The organism is Frigoribacterium sp. CFBP 8766 (assembly GCF_014841435.1).
In the GTDB taxonomy this organism is placed as follows: domain Bacteria; phylum Actinomycetota; class Actinomycetes; order Actinomycetales; family Microbacteriaceae; genus Frigoribacterium.
This window is the reverse complement of sequence record NZ_JACYTX010000008.1, coordinates 51953-72170: the sequence shown is the minus strand read 5'-3', so window position 1 is coordinate 72170 and position 20218 is coordinate 51953. Positions and strand designations below refer to the sequence as shown.

Sequence of the window (20218 nt, the reverse complement as noted above, 5' to 3'; positions counted from 1 at the left end):
CTCAGCCTCTGAAAGGCGATCATTATGAAAGATCCCCAGCATTTCTGGCCCTCCGGAGCTCGACTCGCAGTCACGGTATCGGCCCAGTTCGAGGCTGGCGGCCAGCCAATCTCCGGCGCCCCCGGCCCCATCACCGAGCCCGTCATCGACGGCTTCCCCGACCTCGGACAGAACTCCTTCTACGACTACGGCGCGCGCGAGGGAATGCCGCGCATTTTCGATCTCCTCGACCGCCACGACATCCGCATGACGTCGTTCATGATCGGCGACACCGTCAGGCGGCACCCTGACCTAGCCGCCGAGATCGTCAGACGCGGACACGAAGCCGGAGCGCACGGACGCAGCTGGCAGCGTCAATACCAGCTCGACAGGGACGCCGAGACCGAGTGGATCCTCGACGGAGTCAGGGCGATTCAAGAGGTCACCGGCACCACGCCGACCGGCTACAACAACTACTGGATCCGACCAGGCGTGAACACCCTCGAGATCCTGCAGGAGAACGGCTTCGACTACCACATCGACGATCTCTCCACCGATGAGCCGTTCCTCCAGCTCATCAACGGGGACCCTTTCGCCACCGTCCCCTATTCCGTGCACCTCAACGACATCGCCAGCTTCGACTTCCCCAGCTTCTCGCCGTCCGACTACGAGCAACAGATCGTCGATGAATTCGACCAGCTCTACGAGGAAGGCGCCACGCGTCGCCGGATGATGACGATCGGGCTCCACGACCGCATCTCAGGCCACCCCTCCCGAGTCAGAGCACTCGACCGGGTGCTCAGCCGACTGCGGGAGCGGGAGGACGTCTGGTGGGCTCGACGCGACGAGATCGCTCGCTGGACACTCGATCACCCGGAGACGGCGCTCTGGGTCGACCGGGACCCCGCACCAGTCAGCGGGCTCCCGGGGAGGAGCGCATGAGTGCGCCGGTCGCATCCGCCGCCGAGCGCTTTATCACCTCGTTCATCGCCCGCGACTGGCAGGTCATGCGTGCACTGCTCTCGAAGGACTGCGTCTGGAGCATGCCAGGTACCGGACGTCTCAGCGGCGACGCCGAAGGCTCCGATGCAGTGATCGCGCGAGCGCGTTTCATCACCGGGGATGGGCTGCACACCGAACTGCTCCACGCCCTTACAGGAGCGTCCGGCTCTGCCGTCATCCTCCGGAACACGGCAGCCGTAGGCGATCGCACGCTCGATGAACACCTCGCAACCGTCGTCACTTCGCTCCACGACCGCATCGTTCGGATCGACACCTATCTCTCCGACGTCGCCGGTAAGGACCCGTTCTTCGGATGACCCCGCGCCGAGCGGACTCGTCCGCCCCTCACCAGAAAGACACCGCCATGGACTTTGCCCAGAAGATCCTCCACGACGCGGCCCGCAATCGCGGCACCGCCTTCACCATTGAGGAACGTCGCGCCCTCGGCCTCGTGGGCCGCCTTCCAGCAGCCGTCGAGACTCTCGACCAACAGGCTGCCCGGAGCTATGCCCAGCTCGGCCGTCAGCCCACCGACCTGGCGAAGTACCTCTGGCTCGATGCGCTGCACGACCGCAACGAGATCCTTTACTACCGGCTCCTCACCGACCACCTCGCCGAACTGCTGCCGATCGTGTACGACCCCACCATCGGCGACGCGATCCAGCAGTGGTCGCACGACTACGAGCGCTCCCGCGCCGTCTACCTCTCCATCGACTCGCCCGACGAGATCGAGGCCGCCTTCCACAGCCTCGGCTTCAGTCCGGACGACGTGGACCTCATCGTCGCGTCCGACGCGGAGGAGATCCTCGGTATCGGCGACTGGGGTGTCAACGGGACCGACATCGCCATCGGCAAGCTCGCCGTTTATACCGCCGCCGCCGGCATTAACCCCCGACGCGTGATCGCCGTGAATCTCGACGTCGGGACAGACAACCAGAAACTCCTCAACGACGACGCCTACCTCGGCAACCGGCACGAGCGCATCCGCGGGAACCGCTACGACGACTTCATCGACGCCTACCTGACAACCGCGGCGCGCCTGTTCCCCCGGGCGCTTCTCCACTTCGAGGACTTCGGCCCCTCCAACGCGCGGCGCATCCTCGTGGAGAACGCTGACCGCTACCGCGTCTTTAACGACGACATGCAGGGCACCGGCGCGATCGTGATGGCTGCGGTCATCTCCGGTCTCAAAGTTACCGGCGAGACATTCGCTGATCAGCGCCTTGTCGTGTTCGGGGCAGGAACTGCTGGTACGGGCATGGCCGACCAGATTGCCTCCGCGATGCGCCGCGCCGGGCTCAGCCGCGAGGAGGCGGCCGCGCGAGTGTGGCTCGTCGACCGTCACGGTCTAGTGACGGACGCGATGGAGGATCTGCCCGACTACCAGCAGGCCTACGCGCGACCGGCGGGAGAAGTTGCCGAGTGGGGGGACGCTCCGATCGATCTGCTCACCGTCGTCCGCCGTGTCCGTCCGACGATTCTCATCGGCACCTCCACCGCGCACGGTGCCTTCACGCAGGACGTCGTGGAAGCCCTCGCTGCCGGAGTGGAGCGCCCGATCCTCCTCCCGCTGTCCAACCCCACGAGCCGCATCGAGGTGATGCCCTCGGATGCCGTGCCGTGGTCGAAAGGACAAGCCCTGATCGCGACCGGTATCCCCGTCGACCCGGTCGAGTACGAGGGGGTCAGCTATCGGATAGGTCAGGGCAACAACGCTCTGCTCTATCCCGGCCTGGGTCTCGGCACGATCGTCTCGGGCGCGAGGCACGTTACCGACGGAATGCTGCTCGCGGCCGCCGAGGCCGTCGCCGACCAGGTCGATGTCTCCGAGCGGGGCGCTTCGCTCCTGCCCGAGGTCGCCGACCTCCGCGAATCCTCAGCGCTGGTCGCCGCCGCGGTCGCGAATGCCGCGACCAAAGATGGCGTCGCGACAATCGAGCACGACGACCTCGACAGCGCCGTCCGCCACGCGATGTGGCAGCCCACGTACCCGGACGGAGGCGCGCACTCGTGAACGACCGCGTTCCGACTCTGCACGACGTGCCCCTCGGGCTCACTGCCGAGGGCACTCGGCAGGAGTTCGACAGCATGGGCACTGTGGAGGTCCCGGCGAACCGCTACTGGGGAGCCCAGACCCAACGCTCCCTCGAGCACTTCTCGATCGGCGATGACCGCATGCCCAAGGAGGTCTACCACGCCTACGGTGTCGTCAAAAAGGCTGTCGCTTTGGTGAACGGCGACGCTGGACGCCTGCCCCGCTGGAAGGTCGACGCGATCGTGCGCGCTGCAGAGGAGACCATTGGCGGCCGCCTCGACGAGCACTACCCCCTCTACGTCTGGCAGACGGGCTCCGGCACTCAGAGCAATATGAACGTCAACGAGGTGCTGGCGAACCGGGCGATCCAGCTGCTCGGCGGAGAGCTTGGCTCGCAGCGGCCGATCGGCCCCAATGACGACGTCAACATGGGCCAGTCCAGCAACGACACTTTCCCCACTGCGATGCACATTGCAGCACTGGAGCTCATCGACAGTCGTCTCCTCCCGCAACTGCGACACCTCCGCGACACCATCGAGCACAAGGCCAAGGGATGGAGTGACGTGGTCAAGATTGGCCGCACCCACCTCGAGGATGCCGTGCCGCTCACCGTCGAGCAGGAGTGGTCAGGGTGGGCCGCGCAGCTTGATCAATGCGAGACCGAGATCGATCATGCCCGCGCAGGTCTGCTGCAGCTCTCGATTGGCGGCACTGCCGTGGGCACTGGGCTCAACGCTCCGAAGGGCTTCAGCATCGATGTCGCGCGCCGGATCGCAGAGCTCACCGGCAAGGACTTCGTGACGGCGCCGAACAAGTTCGCCGCTCAGGGATCGCTCGACGCAATCGTCCGCGCCCACGCAGCGCTTCGAGGCCTCGCTGTGGCGTTGATGAAGATTGCGAACGACATGCGGTGGCTGGCGTCGGGCCCGCGTACCGGCTTCGCTGAGCTTCGCCTCCCAGCGAACGAGCCCGGCTCCTCGATCATGCCGGGGAAGGTGAACCCCACCCAATGTGAAGCAATCGTCATGATCGCGATCCACGTCCTTGGATCCGACACCGCCGTGGCCTTTGCGGGGTCTCAGGGCAACTTCCAGCTGAACGCCATGCGCCCAGTGATTATCGACGCGTTCCTTCACTCGGCACGCGTGCTCGCCGACGGCATGGAAAAGTTCCGCCAGTTCTCGGTCGACGGCACCGACCTTGATCGCGAGACAATCCACGGATACGTCGACCGGAGCCTCATGCTCGTGACAGCCCTCAGCCCAACGATTGGCTACCAGAACGCAGCTCACATCGCCGAGGAAGCACTTAGAAAGGGCCTAACGCTCCGAGAGGCGGCGATCAACTCCGGCCACGTGGACGGTGCGACCTTCGATTCCATCGTGCAACCGACTTCAATGGTCGGCTCGGGATATGGCGGCGCTTAGGGCGCGTTGAGCCCCGTTTGAGCTGGCGGCTGTGCATGGAATCGGAAGATGCCGTCACGGTCTTCCGCCGTCGGCGTGAGAGAGGCGTGACGCGCGTGCCTGATTGCTTCGTCTCTCGGCCCGGCGGAGGATCAGGGCAGGAATGCAGCTGCCAGTGTGTCAACGCTCCGCGCCACGAAATCCAGTAGGATCGCGTCTTCGTTTGGGAAGAACCAATATAGTCAAATAATCCGCACGTGAGCCGGCGCGCAATTTTTGACCCCAATGACGTACAGCTTCGTACAAAGGGCCAATGCGTCATTCGAAGGGATCGACTGCTTCGCGAGAAGCGCGCCGGCCAAAGTGAGCGATCAAGTGGTGCTGGGCACGACGCGAGACGCTACTCGGAGCACGCTGCATTGCTGTTAAATCGATCGCAACTCCCGCCGTAGGAAAGGCAAGATGGCGTCCGCGACAGCCTGAGGAGCTTCACGCTGGACAAAGTGGCCGACGTTGCTCAGTACCTTGATCTCAATTCCTGCCGGGAACGACGTCTCTGACGCGTGAGCGGCAGGGACTGTCTCGCATCCGTCATCGGCTCCGACGAGGAAGGTTGTGGGAACGTTGATGTCGGGCCATTGATCAAGCTGAGCCTGCAAGTCCGCATAGACGGCTGACCCGATTGCTTCGGTGGCGCCGTGTCGGTAATAGTGAATGACGGTCTCAATGAACTGTCTGTTGTCGAAGAGCGGCAGAAGCATTTCCCGTTCGCGAGGGGTTATGACGCCAGGAGCCGACCAGTGGCCCCACGCCCAGCTGATGAGCGCGCGAGGGTCGGCGGCGAACGACGATGCTCCGACATCCGTGCATAGCCAGTAGCGGTACCAAGCGACCGCAGCATCATCGAGCGCTTCGCTCGGAGTCAAAGTCGATCGAGGTCCATAGGCAGTGGCGAGGGTGACCAGACTACGAATTCGTCCTGGAGCGATAGCTGCCGCTGCATGTGCAGCCCGCGCACCCCAGTCATGCCCCACGAGCACTGCCTCCTCAATCGACAGTGCGTCGAGAAGTTCTAGAAGGTCGCTCGCGAGAGCCGCGATCTGGCCGGATCGTGCTCCGTCTGAAGCAATAGAATTGCCCACTCCCCGAAGCGACGGCCGGATGACGCGAATATCGTCGGGAAGCAACGCCATGACACGCTCCCACGTCGCCGGCCCGTCAGGGAACCCGTGTACGAGCATGAGAACAGGACCGTTTGCCGGCCCCTCGTCGATGTACTCCAGTTGAGCATTCGGGGTTTGCGCAAGGGCGGCATGCGGCTCGAACCTTCGCATTGCTTGCCCGTTGGTCGCCTTATGAACGGAAGTTGAGGGGCGCTGATCGGTCACATGGACTTTCATACTCGTCCGAGAGAAATAGATCACAATTGGAGCGGCTCTTCAGCGGTTGGCTCCACCGAATGTGCCGTCGACTTGACGGTGGTATGAGGCCACCGCCGACGAGGATTCATCGCGGCGTCTTCGAGAACCCCCGGGGAGTGGTTCTGCTCCGATCTGACATAATCAATATTATCGGCGCCTGGTCTGTGGCATTTGTTGGACCACTGGTCTGCTCAACCTGTTTGGAAGGCCCGAATGGCGCCGGGGCCGGCCAGCCACGCCGAAAGTCGTTCTCGACGGTGAATGAGTCCACGTAGATCGTCCAAAGTGATAGCGAAGACAATTCCGACGCCTCGGCCTTGGACCGCTTTCAGGCGCTCCCCAAAAGGTTTCGTGTACCCGGCGGCAGAGATGAAAATGCCAATCCGAGCCATCGATTTGCGGTCTTCCATTTTTGATTCCAAAACCCGTAGTGGTTCGACGCCAATGGGCTTTGCCCAGTTCTTGCATTCCACGAGGACAAAGGGACTGTTCTGGGCTGTCCAGAATGGGCTTGGGAGGTCGTTTCGAAGAATCAAGTCGATCTCCTCTTCGGGTACGCGGAAATTCTTCGTCACAACGGCTAGCTCGGGCGACTCGGTATTGATGAGAACTTCGACTAGACGCTCAAGAGCGTCTCCGCGTTCCTTGTGGGTCGACGTCTTTCGGTCGGCGTTGAGTTGGTCCAGATGGCCTAAGGCTGCGGAGGCTTGTCCGAGCCAGTACTGCGGGGCTAATTTGCTCTCGAAGGCAGCAAGCGCGCCAAAAATCGAGCCAAGTTTGTGGGCATAGCCAGCGAGAAACTCACCCGTTTCTTCCCACCAGCTATCGACAAACCGAATAGCTGCTGCAGAGTCGTTGAGACCAAACTCGTCGATTCCTTCAGTGAGAACGTATCGAACCGGAAGATCTTCAGGCAGGTGCTCGAGGAGGACCGCCATGAGAGCGGGCCAAGCGGCTAGTGGTGCGTCTCGGAAGAAGAGCACAAATGTTTCGACAGCTCGGCTGACCGGGAGCGGCTCGCGGTCATTATTACGGGCACTTCTAGCAGCTTCGAAAATGACAGAACTGGTTGTTGGAGGCACCTCGTCGTAAACCAGAGAGTCAAACAAGAGGACGGCTTGAGAGGTATCCAGCCACTGCGCTGCTAGCACCGCACCTAGTTCGCGAAGATCATGCTCCGGGGTTCTCGTTCGTTGCGGCGCTAGGAGGCGCTCAATTCTCTCTTCTGCGATTGACGGGTCTGGGTCGAGCTCGTAGGCCTCTGCGGCGTACATGCCCCACATACCTGCTTCGGCGTGGTGGCCCGAACGAATACTCGCGTAGGTTGCAATGCTGGCGTGCCAGCCGAGCCCTTGCGACGCGAGAACTCTCCGAGCTCCCCCGACAGTTCCCTCGAAAGCGAGGGCATCGGGGCGGCCGTTCGGTCCGTCTTTCCCCGGAGTCACAACCAGCTCGTTGCGTGAGAAGAGGAATCGGCCGAGGTCGCCCATTCGTTTGCGGTACTGGACGACGGTGCGGTCGGCAGCGTCTACATACGTGTCAAAACCCATGCCTGATCCCGTCACGATCTGGAGCCACATCGGAGGGTTCGCGCACCCGATGCCACCCCGCAAAGGCTTAAAGAAAGGGACCCCGGAGGCTTCACCGCTCAAGTCGGGAGAGGCCAAATCCGGGGACTACTCGGCTAGTTTAGGGTCCATGCGGCTGAAATTCAAGCAAGGGGAAGCTCTCGACAAGGCGATATCGAGCGACAGGCTTCAGACCTATCTGAATGAAGCTCACAACGACGTGCGCCTTGCGCGTGCTCTTTATGTCTGGGACCGAGATCTCGCCGCGGCGGTTTTCGCCGATATCGCCGTCATTGAAGTCGCGCTCCGCAATGCGATCCATCGCGAGCTGTCTAACGAGTACGGTCCCCGGTGGTACGACACTGGAGGGCTCCCCCTCGATGATCGAGAGACATCGACTCTTCGGCGCACCTGGGACGAACTGCCTGGCCACGTGAAACAGCATCCAGGATCACCCGACGTTCCCGGGCGATTGGTGGCTCGCTTCATGTTCGGGTTCTGGCGAAACTTGTTCGACGCAGGGGCATATCTGGGCAAGGCGCCTCGGAAAGTCCGCGTCAATTACGACGACAACTGGCGAGATGCACTGCACAAAGTCTTCCCCGGCGGAAAAGCGGAAGCTCGCCGGCAGGGGGTTCAGTACACCCGCGACTGGGCCCTGAAGCAAGTCAGCATCGTCCATGCGCTCCGCAACCGGGTAGGACACCACGAGCCACTGGTGCGAGGCCTCCCTCTCCCGGGACAGGGACAACCACGTTTGACAGCTTCGCAGTGCCATGAGGCTTGCTTACGGTTAGCGCGAATGCTGGATAGAGACCTTGCCGAGTGGCTGCAGCGAAACTCGTCCGTCCGATCGCTCCTCGAAGCACGACCAGCACATGTGCGACGCCCTGTAGGTCGTCTACGCCTTCGTATAGGACGCCTTCCTCGTGCGTAGAACAACGATTCCGATGGAGACGGAGCGCCCGAGTAAGCGGCTTTATCTGGCGCGCCTGGGACTCCCGGTGGCAAAGTCCTCCTGATCATGAGCAAGAAGTCAAACACTCCACTCGCCAGCAAGCACGTCCCGTACCTCAACGATCGAGTACTCGAACAGGCAAGACCCTTTCTTCCCACGGGGCCAACCTCTGCGCTGAGCAGCCGCGACGTGGACACCTTCGTGTCGAGAACCGTTGACGACCCAGACACCCGCATGGCCGTGCTAGGCGTCCTCCGAGCACACGCCAACAATGGCGCCGAGGTTATCCTCAGTTTGTTCGCTCTCCTGCTTTCAGTCCTTAGTGTCGCCTTCAGCCTCCTGCGCCCCGCGGAAGCCCCATCTTGGGTGGGCAGGCTCATCGTCATCGCTCTAGCGATCTTCATTCTTGTCGCCGTCATGCAGGTGATCCGGATGGCCGCGGCTGCGCACGCGAGGAAAATCACGGCCATTGCCTGGCTGGGGGCCTACGAAGACGGCCTCAGACAAATGCCTACACGGCCAGTTCCAACCGCTGGAGAAGACGCCACTAGGCGGTGGCAGCGATGGTTCCGCCGCCATGCGTCTCCCTGAACCTGAGCGATTCTGGTCCTACGTCGGTCAGGGGCCATCCACTGCTGACTGCTGCCTGCAAGCAGCAGCGATCGCCGACCATGGGTGCGGCCGGTTCTGAACCCACATAGGTGTTCGACAGACGGCTGTTCGACCACAGCGACACGACTAAGGGTTCGCAATCAGTCTCAGAGGGCCCTATTGACTGCCGAAGTAAGCCGGCTCCACCCGTCTCGTTCATCGCTTGTCAGTGCGGTAAATCCGTTGGCACCCAAATAGCTCATGAACGCCCTCGAGAGCTTCCACTTCGAGACCGCTTTCCCATGCTCGGCGGTGAGAATATTCATGAGGGGCCGAGCCGGTTGAGCGGTGATGGTGGCTGAACTGTCCCAGCCCAAGCTTGTCGCAACCGTAGTAAGCGTGACGCGGAAAAGGTCTTCAATTTCTGCACCGGCGACGGGAGTCGTTAGGAAGTCGGCTACTCGCAGAACGGCCTTTTTCGGGAGGAGCGCCACCAGTGCATCTTGCTGAGCGGCGAGGTCTCCTGCTCCATCCGAGTCGAGTAGGGCTGCAACGTCGAGATTTTGGCCGGCATAGATCGTGCAGAAGTAGGCGACCTTGCTCGCTGTTCCGGCTGGGATGATTGCCGGTGAATTTCTAAAGGTTGTGGTGCCTTCGGCCGTGGCTGCGTCGTTGACCGCGTTCAGGTAGAACATGTCGGTGACGCCTTCGCAAACGAGGTTCTTCTTCTGCGAGAACATGCTTTGCGCGAGCTCGTAGCCAAGGGCTGCCTGAAGCGGGAACACGGAGCGGGGGTCATCCACTTGCAAACGTGAATGGATCTTGGTTCCGGATGTCCGGTCTTTCATCTCTGCGATACGAACGAGATCGAGTTCGTCTGAGCCGACCATGAATGGTGAGTGCGTCGAGTAGATGATTTGGTTGTCTTCTCCGAGCAACGAAATCGTCTTGCGGAATTCCTGCTGCTTCAGAGCGTGGAGACTCAGGCCGGGCTCGTCGAGCAGGAGGATCGCGCCTTCCAGTGCGTCTTCGGCCTGGGAGCGGAACACGACGAAGAAAGAGACCAGCCAGCGGAAGCCCTCGCTCCTTTGGTCGAGCTCGACCTCAACTCCTAGGTCGTCGACGACCATGACTTTCAGGTATTGACCGTCTGCCACGATGCGGAGTTGCAGCGTCTCATCACCCCATACTCGGCGCAGGTCCTCAGTGAGGGTGACGCTCGCGGCATTGAGTTGATACTGACGGCTATCAAGCTGGCGTTGATGTGCCACGACCGCTTTGTCGTGATTCTCTCGGGTGCCGGCATCGGTCTCGTAGTAGGTCGGTTTCACTGGTGGCCCGCTTGCCAAGGCTGAGAGCTCAGCAGCAGTGAAACCGAGGAGCTTCAGCAGGCAGAGGTTGCCGAAGTCGTATTCATTGTCGAGGTCGCCCCGGCTTTGTCGGGCAGCAAGCGATTCGAGATCGATGCGCGGGCGAACAGTGAAGTATGTCGAGTAATAAACGAGGAGAGGGATACGGGTCCGCAGGATCTCGATCGCCTCGGGGATCGCGTTGCCTTTGCTTAAGGACTCATCGATCTTGGTCCAGCGAGTTGTCTCTTTTTCGTCGTCCTCGTCAATGAGAGGTAGCGCCGTGGTCAGCGCGGTTTTGATCTCAGCGGCCAGATCTCCGTCGATGCTCTCGCTCGTATCGGTGCTGTTAATTTCGTCGAGCTTGGTCAAGAGAGCCGCCGGCGCTTCATGGGTGGCCAGATAGCTGCGAAGTCTGATGAGATCCTGCTTGACGTCGCCGAAGGTTGGAGCGGTCGGGAATCCACTCGTGCTGTACTTCAGCTTATTGTCGAGGTATCGGTGCCATGTGATGGTGGCTGAGTCGTCCAGCTTGACCTTGGAGGCGACAGCCGCTCGATCCGCGTCGCTCAGGGCAAATGTCGCTTCGGCGACCCTGATGTCGGCCACCTTCTTTTTGCCGCGTTGAATTTCGTTTAGGCGAGATCGCGGGTAGTCAAAGAGGAAATCCAATGGTGGCGTGTCTGTGGGTGCGTTGATCGATTGCAGCGCTTTTAGAACCGCCGTTTTACCGGCTTCGTTCACGCCCACAAGAATCGTTTTTCGCGGCTCGACTTCGAAAGATTCCGAGTCGATGACGGAACGGTAATTGGTGACTCGTGCGCGCGTGATCAGCATGAAACTCCCTCATTGGCTGAGTCGACGCTACCTCACCTCCATAGGCCCGCGACCTAGCTACGAAGTGTCCTCACATCGACGAATAGCCCGGGAGGGGGAGCCGTATACGGCAGGCATTCGCCGGGGTCCGTTGTCCCTGATGATTTCGCGAAGGGGCCCGCGGGGCTCAGGAGGATGCCCATGTGGTGATCCGCGTGGTCTCGCCACCAGACGCTCATCCCGGTCGCGCCGTCGTTACGGAAGTGCTCCCAGGTGCGCCAGAGGGCGTCGAGGCGGGCGACAGCTTCCGGGTGCATCCACCACTGGGGGTCCCACCGGAAGTCGCCCTTGGGGCTGACCTCACGGCGGTACGTGACGATCAGGAACTCCCGCACGAACTCATCAGCCGAGCCGTAGAACGTCTCCGGCTGCTCGAGGGCATCGTCCTCATCGGCGTCGTCAACGTCGACGTCGTCCCACTCGGCCACGTCGCTCATCGGCCGTCCTCCGTCTCGAGCGGCGTCACCGTCGACGCGTTCAACCACGGGTTGCTCTCTGCGGGTGTCGAGGCCGCGGTCGGCGTCGGGCCCGCGACTTGGGCCGTGGCTTCGTGCGCGGCGATCGACGCGTGGATCTTGTCGGCGTCGGGGCTCTCGTACCAGGGCGCTGTCTTGACCATCGAGGTCCGAAGACCTGAGGCCAGGAGAATCGCTCGGCCCCGAGGCAGCTCCGCGAGCTCGGAGATGTCGAGGATGCGGCGCCGACTGTTGTTCACGTTCGTCGACCGGACTCCCTTGTTCATCGAGTACGAGACGGCCTCGTGGTCGTAGTCCCCGATCAGCTCGGAGAGCTCACGGAGCCACTCGGTCTCCTTCACTCCCCCGAGGTACACGACCTCGTTGGCGGCGCTGAAGAGCTTTCGCATGCCGGCGAGGGTGAACACGTCGACGCCCTGCGACCAGGACTGGAAGATGGACATGATGGGGATGCCCCGGGAGCCGTAATGCGAGTAAAGGTCCGGCAGGTCCTTCCACCGGCACACGTTCGCTGCTTCGTCGAGGATGCAGAGCAGAGGCGTCGTCAGGCGGCCGCCGGGTTGGGTCTTGGCCAGGCGTTCGCCGGCCTCGACGACTGCGACGGTCAGCGCGGTCACCAGGGGGGCCGCGGTGCCCTCGCCCTCCTTGGAGAGCGAGTACAGGGTGTCGGTGCCGCGCACGAACTCGTCGGGGTTGAACTGCGGGCGCATGTCGCCGGCCATGTTCTTTCCGAGGGGCGTCACCCACCGGCCGATGCTGCTGTTCTTCAAGCACGCGGCCATCTTGCGGGCGGTGCCGTAGACACCGTCGCGCTGCTTGGGCGAGGTGCGGGACGCGCTCTCGACGTCGTCGGCGATGAGCTCGAAGCCGCCCTTGCGGAGGATCGAGACCATTTCGCGGTTGTCAGGGTCGGTGAGCCACCCGAAAACGTCGGTGATGGGGCGTTGGTCCAGGGACGCGGCCAGGAGCATGCCGGTGAGGAGGTCCTTACCGGCGGGATCGAAGAACGCATCGCCCTTGTCGCCGGCCTCGCGAGAGCCGGCCGCGAAGTGCCCGGCGAGGCGGGCGGCCGTGGTGTCGTCGGTGACGTACGAGAGCGGGTTCCACCACCAGGTGGGCTCCTCGTCGACGAGCTGCTGCGGGTCGAACACCCACGTCGTGCCGACCTGGTCTCGCATCTTGCGAGTCGTCTCGACGGTGTCGGGCTTGTTCGACGTCGTCAGGAGGGCGCCGGGGGCGGCGAGGATCGCGGGGACGACCAGCGAGGTCGTCTTACCCACGCGGGGCCCGGCGATGCCGATCGTGACGTCCTCCCACGAGGCGTAGAGCATCTTCCCCGAGCGCATGTCCTTGCCGAGGGGCACGCCGGGTCGGCCGGGCACTCCGAGGCGTGCGGCCTTCTCGAGCGAGCGCTTCTCCTGCAGGTCGAGAAGATCCTTCGTCGAGCCCATGTACCGGGCGGACGTGTCGACGCGGGTCTTGTTCTTGCTCGACGGGCGGAAGATCTTCGCTGCCGCCACGACGAGGATGAGCAGCACCACGGCGACGACGATTGAGAGAACCGTCGACAGCGACGTCCACTCGACCGTGCCGTTCTTGATGCCGGTGGCGATCTTGAACGGGTCGCGGGGCAGGTCAGCATTCGTGCCGTCGATCTTGGACGCCGCCGAAAGGCCCACCCATGCCGACGCGACCGCACCGGCGACGATGCAGAACATGTACGTGTAGAGCACGGTGTTCGGGTTGGACCGGCCCGGCTCGGCACGGCGGTTCGTCTGCTGAGTGCTCACGCTGCACCCTCCTCGAGCGCGTCGCCCTCGTCACCGACGACGACCGCCAGCTCCGGGGCCAGGCCGATCATCTCGTCAGGCTCCGGGAAGACTTCGGTGGCGTGCCACGCCTTGTTGGTGTCGTTGATGTACCGCTCCTCCTCAGTGAGCTCGACGTGCACCGGGATGCCCGGGTGCCCGCCGACCTTGATGAGGAACTTCCCGCGCCCAGGCGGCTCCTGCTCCGGGGACCATCCGGGCGGGTTCTGCCAGGACATGACGAGGTTCTGCTCCGAGCGGGACAACGCGACCGCCTGAGTGAGCATCGCCATCTCGGCACGGGGCAGCCCGCCCGCGACGATCATCCCGGCGCGCTCGACGAACCCGCGGGCCTTCATGCGGTCCTGCTCGTCGGGCAGCGCCAGGAGGTCCGACATGGTGTGCGTGATCATCGCCAGGCCCACACCGCGCTGACGGTTCAGGCGGGTGAGCGAGTCGATGCGGTCGACGATGCCCTTGCCGACACGCAGCGCCCGCCACAGCTCGTCCATGACGATCAGGTAGTGCCGGCGCGGCTGCAGCTTCGCGTCCGCAAGAGCCGTGGCGACGTTCACCGTGCCGAAGCCCTGCGACCAGCACGCCAGGAGGACGGCCGCCTGCAGATCGGTGTCGGACTCGTCGATGCTCGACACGTCGTAGACCACCGGCTTGTCGTGGCGCATCGCGACGTCGGTCTGCTGGGAGAAAATCTCGCCCAGCCGCCCGCCGCGGGTCAGGCTAATCAGCGACGCCTCGAGGCCTCGAGTGATCTCCTGGTACGCGCGCATGTCGCCGCGGTCGACCGCGACGTCCCGGACGGCGGGATGGGCGTCCTGGATGACCTTGAGCAGATCCGCCAGGACAGGGATGCCCTCGAACTCGTCATCAAGCACCCGCAGCGCAGCATCGATCATCGACTCCTCGACGTCGTTCGGCGGCTGCTTCCGCAGGATCGTCAGGAGCGAGGACACCATCGTGTTTCGGCGACCGTGGGCGTCGGCGATGAGCTGCTGACGCTGCTCCTCGAAGCCGGCAACGCGCAGCTGCTCGGCGGCCTCGATCGCGCCGCCTGGGTCGAGGATGTTGAGATGCCCGCGGCCTCGGCCGAGGGTGATGACCTGCCCGCCGAGAGCGCGAACCATGTCGACGTAGTCCGGTTTGAGGTCCCCGAGGACGAGCGGCAGGTAGCCCATGCCGTCGCCGCCGACGCCCATCCGTCGGATGAGCGTCGACTTCCCCAGGCCCGGCAGGCCCAGGGCGAAGATCGAGGGGTTGGAGATGATGCCGGCCTGGAACCACGAGATCGGGTCCGCACAGACCGTGGCCCCGGTGTCGAGGTGCAGCCCCAGCGGGACACCGCTGATCGGGCTGCCTGAGCCGACGGCGTACGGCCAGAGGCCGCACACCTGCACCGTCGTACCGCGCCACTCCGGCGCGGGCTGAACGATGACGGTCTCACCGCGGCCACGGCCGATCCAGCCACGGGGCGTGGGCCGCTTGAACGACTGACCGACAGCACGGAGCGCCTGGCGCTCCTTCTTCGTCAGCTTCTTCTTCGACTCGGACTTCGCCTCCACCTGAGCAGGGGTGAGCGTCTTCGCTCGCTTCTTGGTGACCCGACGGGTCCCCTGGTCAAGCGCGGGCATCGGTAGTCCCTTCCGTCTGGTCGCTCATCAGAGCTGGTCGCGGATGTCATGCGGGATGGCCAGGTGCCGAGGGAGCACCACGCCGAGGGGCAGGCCGGCCGCGAAGGCGGAGTCCTGCGATCCGTACACCGGCCGCAGCCGGATGCGGGCCTGAGCGGAGAGGCTGTTGATCGCGGCATGCGCGTCTTCGATCGTGGCCGGGTCCTCGACGGTCGCCGTGACGACCATGCCGAAGTTCACAAGTCCCGCGCCGCCGGACTCCTCCGACTCGTTCGCGAACGCCGCAAGGGCGTCCTTTCGTGAACGGCCAGTCGGCCGACGGGACGAGCCGACGATGAACTCGGCGTCACGCTTGTCGGCCTCGACGATTGCCGCGGCCCGTGCCGGGTCGATAGGGCGGTAGAGCATGGTCACGCGCTTGCGAGCAATGTCGCGGTGCGGGGCGAGCAGGCGAGCCAGGATCGACTCACCGACGTTGCCGCGCGGGGCCTGCGACATCATCCACGACACCGACAGGGCGGAGTCGTGGCGGTAGGAATCCCACGACGCCTGGTGGGCGGTCGGGCCGACCTCAGGCCAATACAGCTCTGGCGGCTGACCGGCAGCGTTGGCCTGGTCGATCAGGATCGCGGCCGCCGGGTCGTAAGCGACCCGGACGACCTCGCACAGCTCCTGAGCGGTCAGGGGGCGGGCAGAGCCTGCACCCGTCGACGACAGGCCCTGGGTCAGGCCCGGGAGCCGGTACGCAAGCTCCCGGCCCATCTCCTCGGCGGTGCGCTTGTTCCCGCCGGTGCGGGTCGCCCCATTGAATGTGACGGCCACATACGCCTTAATCGTCGCAGCCCCCGCCGGGTACGTCGCGACGATCTTCCGCAGGACACGCTTGGAGAACTCCGAGCCGCGCTCGTCGATTCGTCCGAGGACTTCGGACTCAAGGCGAGTGCCCGTGTCGGGTGCGGTTTCGAGCGTCACCGACGCGGCGACCAGGCCCGGCTCATCGGCCAGGGCCTCAAGCCAAGCGCCCCACTCGGAAACCCAGATATCGACCTGCTCTTGGTCGACCAGGGCCGACCCGTCCGGCTCGGCGCCGAGGACGATCGTGAAGTCATTTTTGGACGGGACCTCGATCAGAGCGAAGGGCCGTCCGTAGGAGTCCTGCTGCTCCGTGAGGCGCGACCCGGCGGCGAGGCCCGGCAGCTGCGCCGTGCCCCACTCGGCGAAGCCAAGGGGGCCCGAGCGGTAGAGGTGCGAGCCTCGGTTCTTGGCGAACATCCACCCCGTGCGGTTCATCATGCGGATCATCCCTGACTCTCCGTGCTTGTCCTTGACCGCCACGGTGGCGAGCACCCCGGCGAAGATCGCCGCGGTGATCAGGCCAGCGGGCAGGCCTTTGTTGGTGGCGACGACGATGACCATCACCGCGCCGGCGAAGCCGAACATCGTGGGGAACATGCCGAGCGCGCCCACACCACGGGTGCGGGGCTTGCGCCAGTTGCCGTATGTCCGGGCAGACGCGCGTCCCTCGAAGTTGCTCATGACCTACCCCTTACTTGGACCCCGAAGGGCCCTCTCCGGCCGAATCCTCGGCCGTGGACTTGACGCCATCGGCCACCTTCTTGGCGCCCGCTGCGACCTTCTGAGCACCGATCACGGCGATACCCGCGGGGCCCGCAGCGGCAGCCGCGCCGGAGGCACCCGCAGCGGCACCACCAGCTGCAGCACCACCGCCCGCACTCGCGGCCGCTCCGGCACCGGCACCGGACGCGGCAGCTGCCCCTGCCGTCTGAGCCGCTGCACCCGACTGCGCGCCGGTGGCGCCCGCCTTCGCACCAGCCGCACCACCCTTGGATGCGCCAGTACCTCCGGCGCTGCGAGCACTCGAGGACGTCGACATAGAGCCCGATGCCGACGAGCCCTCACCGCCACCGCCACCGCCTTCGCTCGCCGTGCGGCTTGCGCTGGAACCCAGCTTGCGGACGGCGCCCGAGGCGCCCTGCCCGGCGATGGCTCCGATGCCGCCAGCAATCGCGGCGCCGGCAGCACCGCCGCCAGCGGGGGCGACCATCGGCGCGATGAAGCGCATGAGTGCCGGCAGTGCGACGAGTGCGATGACCATGAGGGCCAGGCCCGTCATGATCGACCAGACACCGCCGTCGTCTTTCGCGAACAGATCCGTGCCGACGAGTCGGAACGCCGCCGCGTATATCAGAGCGGCCGCGGGCTTGTAGAGGATGAACGCGATGAGCCACCCCAGCGACTTGCGGAACCACTGCTCGCCAGTCGGGGTGTTCGTGAAGCTCGCAGTCAGGGGCAGAACGCCCGCGAGCAGCACGAGCATGGCCGAGCGGACGACCATAAGGGCGACCTGGACGAACGTCATCAGGATCGCGATCAGGGCCAAGATCAGCACGCCGATCGTGCCGATGGGTGACGATGCGGCGAGGCCGATCATTCCGTAGACGTTGGTGCCGAAGCACGACGACGTCCCGGTGTCGGCCGCGACGTTGCAGTCCGTGGCGGCATTGAGAATGCCGACCGAGAACGCGTCGCCCGCGGAGACTGCCAGCTGGATGACGGTGAGGCCGATGGTCGAGACCATGATGAGCGTCAGCATCGACTTGAGCAGGTCGCGGACCGGCTCGCCTCTTTGTGTCCACGCGATGCGGATGCCGGCGATGATCACCGACGCGACGGCCATTGTGAGCACGACGTACCAGGTTGAGCTCTGCAGGAACCCAACTGTTGTCGACGACCCGCTCGGAGCCGTGGTCGGGATCAGCCAGGCCACGAGCGACGAGGCACTGGTGACAAGGAACACGCCTCCGAAGATCAGGCCGAGGCGCCCAAGGCTGTCCAGCCCGGTCTCCTCGGAGCGGGCGCGCATGAACATGATCGCGAAGCCGATGATCGAGAGCACGGCAACCAAGAGCCCGATCCATGCGACGTAGCCGAGGATCGTGTCGAAGCTCGACGTGACGGTCTCGGTCGGGGTGTAGCCCGAAGCGTCTGCGTCGCCGCGCGTAAGCTCGGGGCTCGGGACATTGACCCACAGCGTGCCGAGAGAGCCGACGATCTTGCCAAACGTCTCGAGCGCGTTGTTCATGAGCTGCTGGACGGTGTCGTTCGCAGCCTTAGAGACGACGTCGCCAACGGCTTCTGTGGCGCACTCCTTAGCGTGCGTCCCGGCGTAGACAAGGTCTGAGCAATCCCAAGCCATATTCAGACGCCGGAGAACGGAATGTAGCCACCGAGGCTACTGAGGGACGCCGGGCCCACCGGAGCTCCGTTCGGCGTGATGAGAACCTTCCAGTCCCCGCTCTCCCACTTGACAACGACGGGGAGGCTCAAAAGCTCGCCGTCGTCTGTGCCGCCCGCGTAGGTGAGTGCCAGATCGACGGTCGCTTCCGATGCCGTGTAGCTGTCGATCTTGAATCCCGAGACCTGGGCGCGGGTTGTGTCGCCAGAATCGGAGGCAGGAGGCGGGGACGCCTCGAGCTTGTCCTTGAAGTCGCCCTCGGCGAAGAGTTCTGACAGCTGCCCAACATTGCGGGCGTCGCTGCTCGTGGCAAGGTAGTTGATGCTCGCGAAGAGAGCGCCGGTGGGCGTGTGCGCGAAGCACGTCCCGAAGGTGCCGTCTTCGTTGGTCTCACCCGGCCCGACGCCCTCGGCCTGAGGCGTAGCCATGTTGCCGACGATCTTCCACGTGGCCGACGGCGCAGCCGTGAGGTTGTTCTCGGTCTCGTAGCCCCCGATCCCGCACGCGGACTCGGCGCCGGCGGGGAGCTCGGACGTCGCCGAAGGCGTCGCCGTGGGCTCTGCGGTGTTGTTGTCGTCACCGCCGCCGAAGACGCCGGTGACGGCGGCGATGCCGCCGCCCACGAGGATGACGGCAAGGAAGATCGCCACAACGATCCACACGGGGCGGCGGTAGAACGGCTGCTCTGCGTTGCTCATGTAGGTGCTTTCTGTTGAGGCGGATCCAGGAAACGGGTTAGGCGATCACGAAGCCGACGAGGGATGCCGCTCCGAGTCCGAGGAAGAGACCGAAGGCGATCTTGATCAGGCGCTCCTGGATCTCGCCGCCCTCATGGCGGTTGTTGCGGAAAAGCATCGCGCCGGTGGCGATCAGGGCCAGCACTGCGAGGGGCAGCAAAATCCACTTAGCGACTCCGATGATGCGACCGAACTTGCCGGCCCAGTCAGCCGGGGCCTCGGGGTCGCCGTCCGGGACAATGACGGCGAGGAGGTGCTGCGTCTGCAGGGCCGTTGTGTTCAAGACGTCGAGAGCGAGGAGGGCGTTTGACATGGTGGTGATCCTTTCGAGCCGGGCTAGTTAGTTGAAGCAGTGAGGTTCAGGTCCGCCAGAAGAGCGCGGTATTCGCGTGGCATGTCATCCGGGGAGGCTGGGCCCATCCGCCACGCCTCCACCCACGGAAGAGTCCACAGCCGGGGGTATCCCCCGGCGATGTGCTGCTCGAGCTGGCGAAGCTCTTTGGGCCGTCGGCCCGGGGCATCCGCGATCAGCACCAGCCCGGCCAGGTCGACCAGGCCGGCGGTAGTGCCTGCCGCCCACTCACGGGCGGCGCGCTGCGCCGCCATGAGTCCGGCGTAGTTCGTGCGAGCCACAATCGTCACCCGGTTAGAGGCGCCGCGCTCGTTCGGGAGGGGCCATGCGTGATCGGCGGGCTGGGAACTCTGGACGAGCGCCGACAGCGTGGTCTCTCCCGCGCCACCGTGAGCACCGAGCCACCACATCGAGACCTCGGTGAACACCTGACGGGTCGGCAGTCGGTCGGCGCTCTCGGGCACCTGCACGGCCGTCGGCTGAGGAGCGGTCGGCCCCCGCAGCGTCTCGCGACGAGCCGTGGGCTGGACTGCAGGAAGGAGTTCCTGTCCATCTCCGGAGGCCACTCCCCCGGTTACCCACGGATTCGTGTTGTCGCCCATGCGATCCCCCGTCCCCCTTTCGGGTCTCTCGAGACCGTCCCCCGCGTTGTCCCCAAGATTGAGGACTGACGCGTCGGTCTAGTTTCTGGTCATGCTGCCAATATAACTGTGTTCTGCAAGTTCTCGGACCGTGCTCCGATTTTCCTCTACGATTGT

At 64.2% G+C, this 20218-nt stretch carries 17 protein-coding genes; 5 read left to right on the top strand and 12 right to left on the bottom strand.

Features of this window, described 5'->3' with window-relative positions:
* Window positions 1-24: 24 nt before the first annotated feature.
* From IFT90_RS15785 to fumC, 4 genes are read left to right on the top strand one after another with little or no spacing between them, the layout of a single operon-like run.
* The gene (locus IFT90_RS15785; protein ID WP_192043164.1) at window positions 25-921 is read left to right on the top strand and encodes a polysaccharide deacetylase family protein; all 897 of its coding nucleotides are present in this window, start codon (window positions 25-27) and stop codon (window positions 919-921) included.
* Window positions 918-1298, top strand: coding sequence for a nuclear transport factor 2 family protein (locus IFT90_RS15780; protein WP_192043163.1), 381 nt, complete (start codon window positions 918-920; stop codon window positions 1296-1298). The genes IFT90_RS15785 and IFT90_RS15780 overlap by 4 nt, the downstream gene beginning before the upstream one ends.
* Window positions 1299-1345: 47 nt before the next feature.
* On the top strand, window positions 1346-2995 hold the full coding sequence (locus IFT90_RS15775) for an NAD-dependent malic enzyme (protein WP_192043162.1): 1650 nt from the start codon (window positions 1346-1348) through the stop codon (window positions 2993-2995).
* Complete coding sequence (gene fumC, locus IFT90_RS15770; protein WP_371812349.1) at window positions 2992-4443, top strand: class II fumarate hydratase; 1452 nt, start codon at window positions 2992-2994, stop codon at window positions 4441-4443. Before IFT90_RS15775 ends, fumC begins: the two co-directional genes overlap by 4 nt.
* 404 nt (window positions 4444-4847) lie before the next feature.
* On the opposite strand, the gene IFT90_RS15765 is transcribed toward fumC, so the two are convergent.
* From IFT90_RS15765 to IFT90_RS17195, 3 genes are all read right to left on the bottom strand, one after another.
* Window positions 4848-5810 (bottom strand): alpha/beta fold hydrolase, encoded by a 963-nt coding sequence (locus IFT90_RS15765; protein ID WP_192043161.1) that lies wholly within the window; start codon window positions 5808-5810, stop codon window positions 4848-4850.
* A 224-nt stretch (window positions 5811-6034) separates the two neighbouring features.
* Entirely contained in the window at window positions 6035-7393 is a 1359-nt protein-coding gene (locus IFT90_RS15760; protein WP_192043160.1) for a restriction endonuclease, read from the bottom strand.
* 139 nt (window positions 7394-7532) lie between these two features.
* Window positions 7533-7733, bottom strand: coding sequence for a hypothetical protein (locus IFT90_RS17195; protein ID WP_244645018.1), 201 nt, complete (start codon window positions 7731-7733; stop codon window positions 7533-7535).
* Between the two features lie 702 nt (window positions 7734-8435).
* Between IFT90_RS17195 and IFT90_RS15750 the strand changes: the two genes are divergently transcribed.
* The gene (locus IFT90_RS15750; protein ID WP_192043158.1) at window positions 8436-8960 is read left to right on the top strand and encodes a hypothetical protein; all 525 of its coding nucleotides are present in this window, start codon (window positions 8436-8438) and stop codon (window positions 8958-8960) included.
* 167 nt (window positions 8961-9127) lie between these two features.
* Here the strand turns inward: IFT90_RS15750 and IFT90_RS15745 are convergent, their stop codons facing one another.
* The 9 genes from IFT90_RS15745 to IFT90_RS15705 all read right to left on the bottom strand — a co-directional run bounded on the left by IFT90_RS15745 (window position 9128) and on the right by IFT90_RS15705 (window position 20062).
* Window positions 9128-11146, bottom strand: a complete 2019-nt coding sequence (locus tag IFT90_RS15745; protein WP_192043157.1) for an AAA family ATPase — start codon at window positions 11144-11146, stop codon at window positions 9128-9130.
* A gap of 53 nt (window positions 11147-11199) precedes the next feature.
* Window positions 11200-11622 carry a DUF4913 domain-containing protein gene (locus tag IFT90_RS15740; protein WP_192043156.1) on the bottom strand — a complete coding sequence of 141 codons (423 nt, stop codon included), beginning with the start codon at window positions 11620-11622 and terminating at the stop codon, window positions 11200-11202.
* Window positions 11619-13451, bottom strand: a complete 1833-nt coding sequence (locus IFT90_RS15735) for a TraM recognition domain-containing protein (protein WP_192043155.1) — start codon at window positions 13449-13451, stop codon at window positions 11619-11621. The genes IFT90_RS15740 and IFT90_RS15735 overlap by 4 nt, the downstream gene beginning before the upstream one ends.
* Entirely contained in the window at window positions 13448-15115 is a 1668-nt protein-coding gene (locus IFT90_RS15730) for an ATP/GTP-binding protein (protein WP_192043154.1), read from the bottom strand. Before IFT90_RS15730 ends, IFT90_RS15735 begins: the two co-directional genes overlap by 4 nt.
* A 27-nt stretch (window positions 15116-15142) precedes the next feature.
* Window positions 15143-16651 carry an SCO6880 family protein gene (locus tag IFT90_RS15725; protein WP_192043153.1) on the bottom strand — a complete coding sequence of 503 codons (1509 nt, stop codon included), beginning with the start codon at window positions 16649-16651 and terminating at the stop codon, window positions 15143-15145.
* 10 nt (window positions 16652-16661) lie between these two features.
* The gene (locus tag IFT90_RS15720; RefSeq protein WP_244645017.1) at window positions 16662-18218 is read right to left on the bottom strand and encodes a type IV secretion system protein; all 1557 of its coding nucleotides are present in this window, start codon (window positions 18216-18218) and stop codon (window positions 16662-16664) included.
* 116 nt (window positions 18219-18334) lie between these two features.
* Window positions 18335-19069: a hypothetical protein gene (locus IFT90_RS15715; RefSeq protein ID WP_192043151.1), complete on the bottom strand. Its 735-nt coding sequence runs from the start codon at window positions 19067-19069 to the stop codon at window positions 18335-18337.
* A gap of 37 nt (window positions 19070-19106) precedes the next feature.
* Window positions 19107-19421, bottom strand: coding sequence for a hypothetical protein (locus IFT90_RS15710; protein ID WP_192043150.1), 315 nt, complete (start codon window positions 19419-19421; stop codon window positions 19107-19109).
* A gap of 23 nt (window positions 19422-19444) precedes the next feature.
* Complete coding sequence (locus tag IFT90_RS15705) at window positions 19445-20062, bottom strand: DUF6668 family protein (protein ID WP_192043149.1); 618 nt, start codon at window positions 20060-20062, stop codon at window positions 19445-19447.
* Between the last annotated feature and the right edge of the window lie 156 nt (window positions 20063-20218).

Coding starts and splice junctions, on each gene's coding strand:
- IFT90_RS15705 (WP_192043149.1), bottom strand. CDS start 20,062: ATGGGCGACAACACGAATCCGTGGGTAACCGGGGGAGTGGCCTCCGGA.
- IFT90_RS15715 (WP_192043151.1), bottom strand. CDS start 19,069: ATGAGCAACGCAGAGCAGCCGTTCTACCGCCGCCCCGTGTGGATCGTT.
- IFT90_RS15785 (WP_192043164.1), top strand. CDS start 25: ATGAAAGATCCCCAGCATTTCTGGCCCTCCGGAGCTCGACTCGCAGTC.
- IFT90_RS17195 (WP_244645018.1), bottom strand. CDS start 7,733: ATGGATCGCATTGCGGAGCGCGACTTCAATGACGGCGATATCGGCGAA.
- IFT90_RS15745 (WP_192043157.1), bottom strand. CDS start 11,146: ATGCTGATCACGCGCGCACGAGTCACCAATTACCGTTCCGTCATCGAC.
- IFT90_RS15720 (WP_244645017.1), bottom strand. CDS start 18,218: ATGAACAACGCGCTCGAGACGTTTGGCAAGATCGTCGGCTCTCTCGGC.
- IFT90_RS15725 (WP_192043153.1), bottom strand. CDS start 16,651: ATGAGCAACTTCGAGGGACGCGCGTCTGCCCGGACATACGGCAACTGG.
- IFT90_RS15740 (WP_192043156.1), bottom strand. CDS start 11,622: ATGAGCGACGTGGCCGAGTGGGACGACGTCGACGTTGACGACGCCGAT.
- IFT90_RS15710 (WP_192043150.1), bottom strand. CDS start 19,421: ATGTCAAACGCCCTCCTCGCTCTCGACGTCTTGAACACAACGGCCCTG.
- IFT90_RS15775 (WP_192043162.1), top strand. CDS start 1,346: ATGGACTTTGCCCAGAAGATCCTCCACGACGCGGCCCGCAATCGCGGC.
- IFT90_RS15730 (WP_192043154.1), bottom strand. CDS start 15,115: ATGCCCGCGCTTGACCAGGGGACCCGTCGGGTCACCAAGAAGCGAGCG.
- IFT90_RS15750 (WP_192043158.1), top strand. CDS start 8,436: ATGAGCAAGAAGTCAAACACTCCACTCGCCAGCAAGCACGTCCCGTAC.
- IFT90_RS15760 (WP_192043160.1), bottom strand. CDS start 7,393: ATGGGTTTTGACACGTATGTAGACGCTGCCGACCGCACCGTCGTCCAG.
- IFT90_RS15780 (WP_192043163.1), top strand. CDS start 918: ATGAGTGCGCCGGTCGCATCCGCCGCCGAGCGCTTTATCACCTCGTTC.